Below are 12,891 nucleotides of genomic sequence, written 5' to 3'. Positions count from 1 at the left end.
CAAAAATACTGTATTTTTGTCACCTGTTAGACGGGATATATGGACAATAATTTCAAGATGGTAGCCAAAACCTTATTTGGTTTTGAAGATGTTTTAGCCAATGAGCTGAAACAAATGGGTGCAATGGACGTGGAAAAAGGGGTGCGCGTTGTCACTTTTGTTGGCGATAAAGGCTTTATGTACAAGGCTAATCTCGGATTACGCACAGCTATTAAAATATTGAAACCTATTAAGTCGTTCCGTGTAACTAAAGAACAAGATTTATACAATGGCGTAAAAGCTATTAAATGGGAAAATTATTTAAAACCTGAAGGCTCTTTAGCTGTTGATGCTACGGTGCATCATAGTATTTTTACACACTCACAATACACAGCGCTTAAAACCAAAGACGCTATTGTTGACCGTTACCGAGAGCAATCAGGGAAACGTCCCGACATAGATTTGCGTTTTCCTGATTTAAAAATCAATGTACATATCGATCGCCAGCGTTGTACAATTTCTTTGGATACATCAGGCGAATCACTGCATAGACGCGGTTATAAAATCGCCACTAATATTGCTCCAATTAATGAGGTGTTAGCTGCAGGGCTTATTTTAATGAGCGGTTGGGATGGCCAAACAGATTTTATGGATCCCATGTGTGGTAGTGGAACTATATTGGCCGAAGCAGCCATGATTGCCTGTAATATTCCGCCTAATTTAATGCGTAAGGAATTTGCCTTTGAGCGTTGGGAAGATTGGGATGTGGATTTATTTGAAAAAATAGAAGAATCATTGCTGAAGAAAACTAGAGATTTCCATCATAAAATTATTGGTTATGATAAATCGCCTTCTGCAGTTCGAAAAGCCAAAGAAAATATTAAAAATGCGCACTTAGACGAGTTTATCCATATTCAGCATGAAGATTTCTTTAAAACTCAAAAAGCGGGAACTGATAAATTGCATATGGTCTTTAATCCACCATATGGCGAGCGTTTAGAAAATCTTAATGTATCTGAGTTCTACGGAAACATTGGCACAACGCTGAAGCATGGTTATCCTAATACAAATGCCTGGTTAGTAACCTCAAATCTTGAAGCTTTAAAGTTTGTAGGATTACGACCTTCGCGAAAGATTAAAGTCTTTAATGCTAAGCTAGAATCACGTTTGGTAAAATACGAGATGTACGAAGGTAGCCGAAAGGCAAAAAAGCAATAAAGGAGGTAACCTTAGTTTAGGATAAATATTCTTTTCAACATTCATTATAACACAACTAAGTCATGTGTCAGGTTGAGCGCAGTCGAAACCTATAAGTATAGTTGGATCTAGAAACCCTTTCGAATGCGCTCAAGGTGACATTTTAATGACATTTGATTTTGAACATTGAAAATGAAAATCAAGTATTCGATCAATAGCATTATATGGCTTAACGCTGAAGCAGCAACTCCTTGAATGACTCATAATCTGATATTTTAATTGATATTTTTTCTTTATCAATTACAGATTGTATTTGCTCGGGTAGTGCAACTTTAGTCTCGATGACATCTTCTACTACATCTAAAAATTTTGTAGGGTGTGCGGTTTCTAAGAAAACTACATGCTCGTCAGGTCGATCTTGTAAATGCGCTTTGGCTCCCAAGTAACCAACTGCGCCATGTGGATCAGCAATGTAATTATAGGTGCTATAAATTTCTAAAAGTGCTTCACGGGTTTCAGCATCACTAAAACTGTAAGATGACAAATTAGATTTTAAAGTCTCAAAGTCCGAATTGTAAAGCTCTTGGATTCTTATAAAATTACTTGGATTACCAACATCCATGGCATTACTTATAGTCTGAACAGAAGTTTTTGGCGAATACTCTTCGGTATTAAGGTAATTTGTAACCACGTTATTCGCATTGTTAGATGCAATAAAATGACTAATTGGCAAGCCTAATTTCTGTGCAACCATACCTGCGCAAATATTCCCAAAATTACCACTAGGTACTGAGAATGTAATGTCATTGTATGTGCTCTTCAACTGTTTGTATGTAAACATAAAATAGAAGAGTTGTGGTAACCATCTTGCAATGTTTATAGAGTTTGCAGACGTCAATTGCATATGCGATGTAAGTTCTTCATCGACAAAGGCACGTTTTACCATATCTTGGCAATCATCAAAAACACCATCAACTTCAAGAGCAGTAATGTTTTGCCCCAGTGTTGTTAATTGCTTTTCCTGTATATCACTTACTTTTCCGCTAGGATAGAGGATAACAACGTCCACACCCTTAACGCCCAAAAATCCATTGGCTACAGCGCCACCAGTGTCTCCAGATGTAGCAACTAAAACTGTGACTTTTCGTGAATTATTTTTATTGAAATACCCTAGGCATCGTGCCATAAAACGTGCGCCAACATCTTTGAATGCCATGGTTGGTCCATGAAAAAGCTCTAATGTTGATATGGAATCGTTTAACGTTACCACAGGAAAGTCAAAGCACAAAGTGTCTTCAACAATTTGCTTTAAATCATGTTCTGGTATGTCATCACCAACGAATTGTTTGATGGCTTCAAAAGCAATTTCAGTATTAGATTTATTTTCAATTGTATCAAAAAATGATTTGGGTAAAGCTGTAATCTCTTCCGGAAAATATAAACCTTTATCCGGAGCCAAGCCTCTAACAACGGCATCTTCGAAAGTTGTGTGCGGTGCTTTTTTATGTAATGAATAGTAGTTCATTTAGATAACTTTAATGCCTTGAGTATTAATTTTTGAAACAAATGTATTGAAGGGTATGCTAGTATCTTGATAGCAATCTGCGATGGCTTTTTCTACATTTTCTGCAGTTGATTTTCCTTTACTCAACATAAAAATAGAAGGTCCTGAACCCGATATACCACAACCCAACGCACCAGCGCTTAAAGCAGCTGTTCTAACCGCATCAAAATGCGGGATTAATTGTTTTCTATGTGGCTCAACAATAACGTCCTTAAGTGCTTTATTTAGTAAGTCGTAATCGCTAGTATGCAAAGCATGCACTAAACTTCCTACATTAGACCATTGCGTAATTGCACCATCTAGAGCAACAGTTTTTGGTAAAATTGCACGTGCTTCGGACGTTTTAATTTCAATTTGTGGATGTATAATTGTAGCGTATAATTCTTCAGGAGTTGGCAATTGCAATATATCTACTGGTGCAACACTTCTCACTAATGTAAAACCACCAAAAATTGTTGGTGCTATATTATCTGCGTGTTCACATTGGCTCGCCAATGCTTCTCCTTTAATGGCATATTTCGTTAGCTCCGACTTATTTAAGGGATATCCTAGTAGTGCATTGATGCCAAAAACACTACCTGCGGCACTTGCTGAACTACTGCCAATACCACTACCAGGTTTTATTTTTTTATAGATTTCAATCTCAAAACCGCAATCTGGTTGCAAAGCATTGTACATAGCCAATGCCGATACACCGGCTACGTTTTTCTCGACTTCTAGTGGTAATTCACTGCCTTCAATTTTGGTAATACGAATCCCTTTTTCTTGAGTTTTATGCACTACCATTTCGTCACCAACCGTATCTAAGCAAAAGCCCAACACATCAAAACCGCAGGAAACATTAGCCACTGTTGCAGGCGCAAATAGTTTTATTTTATCGAGCATAACTGCTACTTATTTTTTAGACTTTAGTTTGTTATGTTTTTCAACAAATTCTATTATCTTTTTATACCTAGGTTTTACTTTTTCTAATACCTCTAACTCATATTCATCCTTAAAGAAATCGATAAAATGTTTTCTGATATCTTTCTTGTCCGTGAACCCGTATTCATCTGTCCCTATAATTTCAATTAGTTTACCGTTTTCGCCTTCAAAATAAATTTCTGATGTGGATTTACTAAAACCATTAAATGGTGTATTAATAGGGTTTCCTCCAGCAATAGCATCAAATAACTGAGAACTTTTATAAATATCTCTGCTGTATGTTACTACATCACCATCTGTAACCTTATTAAGAATTAAGGTGTTTTTTTTAAGCTCTCTAACGTAGTAATATTCTCCAGGAACAGCAACTTTGTAAAACATCTCTATTTCAGAAATTGGAATTTCATCCAAATAACTATATTTTTCTAGTTTTCTTGGGTAAACAACTTTAAGGCTCCTTGGAAAAAATTCTACTTTTTTGAAATTTAAATTATTGAGTTTTCTTTTGCCTTTTACTCTTTTTGCAACACCAAAAATGGTATCTCCATCTTTTAATTTAATGTATCCATACCCATTTAAAAAATATAGCTTTTCCTTTTTAGTAAGTTGACTATAGTCTGGCTTTTGGGCATTAAGACTAATACTTGAGAGTAGTAATAAAACAATTAACTTTTTCATACTATCTGTTTCCAATTTTGATAATATCCGCAAACAATCCCGATGCTGTTACATCAGCGCCAGCACCAGCGCCTTTTACTATAAGTGGTTGTTCTGGGTATCGCTCTGTGTAAAACATTACAATATTGTCTTTGCCTTCAAGATTATAGAATGGATGACCTATAGGTATTTCTCTAAGACCAACCTTGGCCTTTCCGTCTTTAAACTCAGCGACATATTTTAATTGGCAATCGTTCGCTTTTGCAGACGCATATATATCTTGAAAATGTGCTTCATCTTCTTTTAAAGACTCGTAAAAATCATCAACGGTCTCGGCTTCAAGATTAGCTTTGGTTAAGAATGACTCATTTTCGATATCATCAATTTCCATTTTTCCGCCGTTTTCACGAGCAAGAATTAATATTTTTCGGGCGACATCTATGCCACTTAAATCAATTCTAGGGTCTGGTTCAGTATAGCCTTCAAATTGAGCACGCTTAACGGTATCATGGAAATTAGTGTGGTCGCCAAAATTATTAAAGACAAAATTTAAACTACCAGATAATACAGCCTGTATGCTTGTGACTTTATCACCTGAAGCTACTAAATTATTTAATGTATTAATTATTGGTAAACCTGCGCCAACATTGGTTTCATAAAGAAATGAAGCATTATAACTAAGAGCTAAATTGTGCAGGTTTTCATAAACATCATATGGTCCAGAACATGCAATTTTATTACAAGCAACTACCGAAATACTATTTTTCAAATAAGCAGCATACCAATCTGAAACCACTTCGTGAGCTGTAATATCTACAAAAATACTGTTACGTAAATTGAGTTCTATAACCTTATTAAAAAATCCTTCTAGATTTGATTGTTGAGCAAAATCAAATGCTGAAGGCCAATTTTCTAATGGAATACCATCTTCCTTAAAAACCATTTTACGTGAGTTAGCCATACCAATAATGCGTACATCTATCTGGAGCTTTTCTTTAAGAAACTCGTGTTGCTGTTCAATCTGGTCGATTAGACGCTCGCCAACATTACCAACACCAACGATGAATACGTTAAGCTGTTTTGCCTCTACCTCAAAAAAGCGCTCGTGTAATGAATTCAATGCTTTTTTGACATCATTTTCATTAATTACAGCCGATATGTTACGCTCTGAAGCACCTTGTGCAATGGCTCTTACATTGATATTATTTTTCCCAAGTGTTCTAAACATTCTACCACTAATGCCTTGGTAGTTTTTCATGTTGTCACCGATAACAGCAATGATAGAAAGACCAGTTTCTACAACAATTGGCTCTATTTTTTTGAGTGTTATTTCGTATTCAAAAGCTTCGTTAATAATGGTTTCAGCTAGTTTAGCGTCTTCTGAATTTATTCCGAAACATATCGCATGCTCTGATGATGCCTGAGTAATGAAAATCACATTTATTTTTTCACTGGCTAGGGTTTCAAAAAGACGTTTTGAAAAGCCTGGAATTCCAACCATACTCGGCCCTTGAAGCGTAAGTAATGCAATATCATTAATATGTGTAATTCCTCTTACAGGATTTTTTATAGATACTTCAGATTCATTAGAAATACGTGTGCCTTCATCATCAGGTCGCAATGTGTTTTTAATAAGCATCGGAATTTTTGCTTCAAGTACTGGCTGAACTGTTGGCGGATACAATACTTTTGCTCCAAAATGCGATAACTCTAATGCTTCTTGAAATGACAGCCGTTCTATAGGCTTGGCTTGTTTCACTATTTTAGGGTTAGCAGTAAACATACCGCTAACATCTGTCCAAATTTCTAATACTTCAGCATTTAAAGCCGCTGCTACGATAGCTGCTGTAAAGTCAGAACCACCGCGACCTAAAGTGGTTTGTTCACCATCTTCAGAATTGGCCACAAACCCAGGTAAAATGGTAATTAATGCGTCTGATTTATCAAAATAGGCTTTGATATTAGCTCTTGTGATATCTTTTTTAACTTGAGCATTGCCATGATTGTTATTTGTTACAATAAGCTCTTGGCTGTTTTTTCTTGTAACATTCATTTGCTTTGATGCCATGCACTCAGCAATGATATATGATGACAACAATTCTCCGAAGCTTACAAGCTTATCAGAAATTTTAGGAGTGAGATCATTAAGTAGAAATAAGCCTTCAAGTAAACTTTTAAGCTCTGATAACTTGGATTCAATTTTCGCAATAATCTCATTGTTATCTTCTAGAATTAGCGTGTTGACTAATTCGATATGTATATTTTGAATGTCTTCAAAAACTTGAAGATAGGCCTCATCCTTTTTTATAGCTAAGTCACCTGCTTTTAACAGCTTATCAGTGACGCCACCAACTGCCGAAACTACAGCAACAATTGAAGTATCTTGAGATTTTTTCTCTAAGATTGAGATGACTTGAGTAATATTAGCTGCTGAACCTACGGACGTTCCGCCAAACTTTAAAACTTTCATTATTGATACTTAATACTTTAATTAATCCTATTTACTGCCATTGTCTTGACAGTAAAACTAATTTTTAAACTATCAATACATAAAGCATTTAATGTCTACTTGTTTTTGTATTCATTACTCGCCAAATGTATTATTTTTACGACTATAAAAAAATACAATAGCGTCTTTACTTCTATTTTTATCGAATTGTTAAAAAGATGTGATTTATATTAATGATTTTTTTATGAAAGTTTTTTCTAGAGCTCAAATTTACGAAGCTGATAAAATAACGATAGATCGTCAGCAACTTCCTGTAACCGAATTGATGGAACGTGCAGGTTTGCAGATATTTAATTGGTTACATATGCGTATGCAAGGTGCACAAGTTCCAATTCATATATTCTGTGGAATAGGTAATAATGGTGGCGATGGCTTAGTGTTAGCGAGGCATTTAATTACTCATGGTTACAATGTAGAGACGTATGTTGTAAATTGTGGCAACAGTCGCTCAAAAGGTTTTTTGGCTAACTATGATAGAGTTAAAGAGGTCACTAAAAAATGGCCACAACTCTTAAAATGTGAATCCGATTTTCCAGATATTCATCACGATGATATTATTGTTGATGCCGTATTCGGTATAGGTCTTAATCGTCCTATTGAAGATTGGATTAAGAGGTTATTTGCCCATTTTAAAAGTTCGAGAGCATTTACGCTATCTATAGATATTCCGTCAGGATTATATACCGATAAACCTCTAGATGATCCTAATGGCGTAGTTTATGCAAATCATACCTTAAGTTTCCAAAGTCCGAAGCTTGTTTTTTTCTTGCCAGATACGGCTAAATACACCATTCAATGGGAAGTTATAGATATTGGCATTGACCGCGAATACTTGATGACTACAGATACAGAAGTAGAGCTCATATCGAAGCATGAAGTTTTGCCACTTTATAAGCCTAGAGACAAGTTTTCTCATAAAGGCGATTTTGGTCATGGTTTAGTTATTGGTGGTAGCTATGGAAAGATTGGCGCGGTGAAATTAACAACTCATGCCGTTTTGGCCTCAGGTTCTGGCCTTGCAACTGCTTATGTACCTAAATGTGGTTATATACCGCTTCAGACAAGTGTACCAGAAGCTATGGTTATGACTGACGACAATGAAGACAAAATAACTAATATTGAATTTGATATTGAGCCTACAGCTATTGCTATAGGTATGGGTTTAGGTACAGAAAAAGAAAGTGTAGCCGCATTAAAGAAATTCTTAAAAACCAATACTACACCTTTGGTGATTGATGCTGATGCTATAAATATTCTTTCAAAACATAATGAACTATTAAAGTTACTTCCTGAAAGTTCTATTATAACGCCACATCCAGGCGAACTAAAGCGTTTAATAGGTGAGTGGTCTTCAGATTTTGAAAAACTTGAGAAAGCTACTGCGTTTTCGAATGAACATAAAGTCATCCTAGTTATTAAAGGCGCCAATACTTTAACTGTGTATGGTGCCAAAAAATATATAAATGTCACTGGGAATCCTGGCTTAGCTACTGCTGGCTCAGGTGATGTGTTAACTGGCATTATTACTGGATTACTATGTCAAGGGTACTCTCCAATCGAAGCAGCGTTATTTGGCGTTTATTTACACGGAAGATCTGCAGATATTGCAGTTGAAGATTTCGGTTACCAGAGTTTGATGGCTGGGCATGTGATCGATTATTTAGGAGAAGCTTTCATAGATTTATTTCGACAACCGGAACAGCCTCAACAAGAAGAGGCAGAAGACTAGCAATCAATACGTTATACTAAATCAATATATAAATGTCTAAATTCTATACAATATCTTCTTCAAAGCTTACTTTAAAGGATATTAATGACATTATCTTTAATCACAAGCAAATTAAGCTTTCAAGCGAAGTCATTTCCTCTATTAAAAGATCTAAAGAGTATTTGGATTCTAAGTTATCAGGAAACGACAAACCTTTTTATGGTATAAACACAGGTTTTGGCTCACTTTATAATGTAAAAATATCGAATAGAGACCTTACCAAATTGCAAGAAAATTTGGTGATGTCTCATGCTTGCGGTACAGGAGATAAAGTGCCAGAACGGATTGTAAAAATCATGTTATTACTCAAGATTAAATCTTTGAGTTTTGGTCATAGTGGCGTGCAACTCTCTACTGTTAATAGATTGATAGATTTTTTTAATAATGATATCCTTCCGTTTGTTTATACACAAGGTTCATTAGGAGCTTCTGGTGATTTGGCACCTTTAGCACATTTATCGCTGCCGTTAATAGGTAAAGGAAAAGTTACTTACAAAAACCGATTGATTAATACGTCGACAGTATTAAAAAAATTTAATTGGAAACCTATTAAGCTTGAAGCCAAAGAAGGCCTTGCGCTATTAAACGGTACACAATTTATGACAGCTTATGGTGTGTATTGTTTACTATTATCTCACAAAACATCCTATTTAGCTGATATTGTCGCTAGTATATCTTTAGAGGCTTTTGATGGTAGAATAGAGCCTTTTAATGATTTGGTTCATATTATTAGGCCACATGCTGGTCAGCTTAAAGTGGCCAGACGATTTACAGAGTTCTTAAAAGATAGTGAGTTAATAAGGAGAAAGAAAGAACATGTTCAAGATCCTTATTCCTTTAGATGTATACCCCAAGTTCATGGTGCAACAAAAGATACTATTGATTTTGTAGAAAAAACGATAATTACAGAAATTAACTCCGTAACAGATAATCCAAATATATTTCCAGATGAGGACTCGATAATCTCGGCAGGCAATTTTCATGGTCAGCCCTTGGCCTTAGCCTTTGATTATTTAAAAATAGCCATGGCCGAAATTGGAAACATTTCTGAACGTCGAATATTTCAATTAGTATCAGGTTTGCGTGGTTTACCTACATTTTTAGTAGACAATCCTGGTCTTAATTCGGGCTTTATGATTCCTCAATATACTGCTGCAAGTATTGTAAGTGCCAACAAACAATTAGCAACACCGGCCAGTATTGATAGTATTGTTTCTAGTAATGGGCAAGAAGACCATGTTAGTATGGGTGCAAATGCAGCAACGCAGGCCTATAGTTTAATAAGAAATGTTGAGCGCATTATAGCTATCGAGTTATTTAACGCGTCGCAAGCAATTGAGTTTAGAAGGCCAATGAAGTCTTCTAGATTTATAGAGTTGTTTTTAAAGGCGTATCGTAAAGAAGTTCCATTTATCAAGAAAGATGAGATATTGCATGATGATATTGAAAAGAGCATCAAGTTTCTTAAAAAATATAATATCACTGATTTTGAATTGTTTTTGAATGATTATGGCGTTAAGGTGAGCCTTTTAGAAAATGAATAAAAAAAACCGCCTCAATCGAAGCGGTTATATTTTTCACAAATTCAATGCCTAGGATTCTTTAGTTTCTTCTGGTGATTTTACTTTAATTTTTAGCACATCATTTTTCTCATCTAAATCCATAGAGATAATATCACCTTCTTGAATTTTGGAATTAATTATCTCTTCGGCCAATGCATCTTCTATATATTTCTGAATTGCTCGTTTTAATGGTCTAGCGCCGTATTGTGAATCAAAACCTTTATCAGCAATATAGCCTTTCGCTTTTGCTGAAAGTTTAAGTTCGTAACCTAAATCTTTAATGCGTTTAACAAGCTTAACTAGTTCAATATCAATAATTTTGTTGATATCTTCTTTTTCTAAAGTATTAAAGACTACAACGTCATCAATTCTATTTAGGAATTCAGGAGCGAATGCTTTTTTAAGTGCATTTTCAATAACACCTTTTGCATGCTCTGCGGCTTGAGATTCTTTAGCAGATGTTCCAAAACCAACACCTGTACCAAAATCTTTTAATTTACGAGCTCCAATATTTGAAGTCATAATTATTATGGTGTTTCTAAAGTCAATTTTGCGACCTAAGCTGTCAGTTAGATAGCCATCATCCAATACTTGTAAGAGCATATTGAATACATCCGGATGTGCTTTCTCAATCTCATCAAGCAAGATTACGGCATAAGGCTTACGACGTACTTTTTCAGTAAGCTGCCCACCTTCTTCATAGCCAACATAACCAGGAGGTGCTCCAATTAATCTTGAAATTGCAAATTTCTCCATGTATTCACTCATATCTATTCTTATGAGCGCATCATCATTATCAAAAAGCTCGTTAGCCAAAACCTTAGCAAGTTGTGTTTTACCAACACCTGTTTGACCTAAGAATATAAACGAACCAATTGGTTTATTAGGATCTTTTAATCCAGCTCTGTTTCGCTGTATAGCTTTAACTACTTTTTTAACGGCATCATCCTGACCAATTACTCGACCTTTGATAAGGTTTGGTAATTCAGCAAGTTTATTAATTTCAGTCTGAGCAATTTTATTTACAGGAATACCAGTCATCATAGAGATTACATCAGCAACATTATCTTCTGTAACAACTTGTCGATGCAATTTAGTTTCGTCTTCCCATTTTTCTTGGGCTAAAGCTAAGTCTTTTTCAAGACGCTTTTCATCATCTCTTAGCTTAGCAGCTTCTTCGTATTTCTGTTTTTTAACAACACTATTTTTTGTTTCTCTAACTTCCTCTAGCTTTTGCTCAAGTTCTATAATTTGTTTAGGAACATCAATATTAGTAATGTGAACACGAGAACCAGCCTCATCCAGCGCATCAATAGCTTTGTCTGGTAAAAAACGTTCTGTCATATAACGATTAGTAAGTTTAACACACGCTTCAATCGCTGCATCAGTGTAGTCAACGTTATGATGCTCCTCGTATTTACCTTTAATATTATTTAATATCTCAATAGTTTGTTCAACACTTGTAGGTTGTACTAATACCTTTTGAAAACGACGCTCAAGAGCACCATCTTTTTCAATATATTGACGGTATTCATCTAAAGTTGTAGCGCCTATACATTGAATTTCACCTCTTGCTAATGCGGGCTTGAACATGTTAGAGGCGTCTAAGCTTCCAGTTGCGCCACCTGCGCCGACTATAGTATGAATTTCGTCTATAAATAGAATAATATCATCATTCTTTTCGAGCTCATTCATAACCGCTTTCATGCGCTCTTCAAACTGTCCTCTATATTTTGTACCTGCTACTAAACTTGCTAAATCAAGAGTCACTACACGTTTGTTAAAAAGTGTACGTGAAACTTTTCGTTTTACAATACGTAAGGCTAATCCTTCGGCAATGGCAGATTTACCGACACCTGGCTCACCAATTAATAGCGGGTTATTTTTCTTACGTCTACTTAGAATCTGAGAAACGCGCTGTATTTCTTCTTCACGTCCAACCACAGGGTCGAGTTTTCCTTCCTCGGCTAATACTGTCAAATCTCTACCAAAATTATCTAGAACAGGTGTTTTTGACTTTTTATTTCCTTTTTGTGATGCACCGCTGAAAGGATTTTGCTTTTCAGGTTCTTCAGATTCGTTCATATCGTCATCAGAATAGGATTCTGCTTTTGGTTCTTCTAAGAAATCATCTTCGCTTGTAATCATAGATTTAAATACTTCTTTGACATTATCATAATCTACCTTAAGCTTGTTCAAAAGCTTGGTAGTTGGATCGTTTTCGTTACGCAAAATACACAAGAGTAAATGCGCCGTATTAATAGATGTGCTCTGAAACAACTTTGCTTCTAAGAATGTTGTTTTTAGGGCTCGCTCTGCTTGCCTAGTTAAGTGTAGGTTTTTCTTCTCGTTAGATGTTACAGGAATATTAGGGTTTGCAGGGCTTAGAATTTCAACTTTTCTACGTAGATGATTTAAATCTACTTCAAGAGAGTTTAAAATATCTATAGCTTTTCCATTACCATCTCTTAGCAATCCAAGCATTAAATGCTCAGTGCCAATAAAGTCGTGTCCTAATCGCAAAGCTTCTTCCTTGCTGTACGCGATAACATCTTTTACTCTTGGGGAAAAATTATCGTCCATGTTTGTAATCGTTCAGCATTAAAAATAATAAATTCAAATACATATAGGGCAAAAACTGTACCTTATTAATACTAAATTAACGAATAGACTAAAAAAGGTTCGAAATTCAAAATTTAGAGTAAGATACTTATTAACGAAATTACCATTT

8 protein-coding genes are annotated in these 12,891 nt (G+C 35.4%); 3 read left to right on the top strand and 5 right to left on the bottom strand.

The window, feature by feature from the left end:
• Positions 1-39: 39 nt before the first annotated feature.
• The gene (locus ED556_RS08730; RefSeq protein ID WP_296322287.1) at positions 40-1,197 is read left to right on the top strand and encodes a THUMP domain-containing protein; all 1,158 of its coding nucleotides are present in this window, start codon (positions 40-42) and stop codon (positions 1,195-1,197) included.
• A gap of 208 nt (positions 1,198-1,405) precedes the next feature.
• Here ED556_RS08730 and thrC read toward each other — a convergent pair whose 3' ends face one another.
• The 4 genes from thrC to thrA are packed head-to-tail and all read right to left on the bottom strand — an operon-like array spanning position 1,406 to position 6,791.
• The gene (gene thrC / locus ED556_RS08725; protein WP_296322285.1) at positions 1,406-2,701 is read right to left on the bottom strand and encodes a threonine synthase; all 1,296 of its coding nucleotides are present in this window, start codon (positions 2,699-2,701) and stop codon (positions 1,406-1,408) included.
• On the bottom strand, positions 2,702-3,625 hold the full coding sequence (locus ED556_RS08720) for a homoserine kinase (RefSeq protein ID WP_296322283.1): 924 nt from the start codon (positions 3,623-3,625) through the stop codon (positions 2,702-2,704).
• Positions 3,626-3,634: 9 nt separating this feature from the next.
• Positions 3,635-4,342, bottom strand: a complete 708-nt coding sequence (locus ED556_RS08715; RefSeq protein WP_296322281.1) for a hypothetical protein — start codon at positions 4,340-4,342, stop codon at positions 3,635-3,637.
• Between the two features lies 1 nt (position 4,343).
• A complete protein-coding gene (thrA, locus tag ED556_RS08710) occupies positions 4,344-6,791 on the bottom strand; it encodes a bifunctional aspartate kinase/homoserine dehydrogenase I (RefSeq protein ID WP_296322278.1) in 2,448 nt (815 codons plus the stop codon).
• Positions 6,792-7,014: 223 nt separating this feature from the next.
• Between thrA and ED556_RS08705 the strand changes: the two genes are divergently transcribed.
• Together ED556_RS08705 and hutH are read left to right on the top strand one after the other, a co-directional pair.
• Positions 7,015-8,559 (top strand): NAD(P)H-hydrate dehydratase, encoded by a 1,545-nt coding sequence (locus tag ED556_RS08705; protein ID WP_296322276.1) that lies wholly within the window; start codon positions 7,015-7,017, stop codon positions 8,557-8,559.
• 32 nt (positions 8,560-8,591) lie between these two features.
• Entirely contained in the window at positions 8,592-10,142 is a 1,551-nt protein-coding gene (gene hutH, locus ED556_RS08700; RefSeq protein WP_296322272.1) for a histidine ammonia-lyase, read from the top strand.
• 48 nt (positions 10,143-10,190) lie between these two features.
• Here the strand turns inward: hutH and ED556_RS08695 are convergent, their stop codons facing one another.
• Entirely contained in the window at positions 10,191-12,743 is a 2,553-nt protein-coding gene (locus ED556_RS08695; protein ID WP_296322269.1) for an ATP-dependent Clp protease ATP-binding subunit, read from the bottom strand.
• Positions 12,744-12,891 lie beyond the last annotated feature (148 nt).

The sequence above is a fragment of the Winogradskyella sp. genome (genome assembly GCF_003712105.1).
Classification (GTDB): Bacteria; Bacteroidota; Bacteroidia; order Flavobacteriales; family Flavobacteriaceae; genus Winogradskyella.
This window is presented reverse-complemented; position numbering and strand designations above follow the sequence as displayed.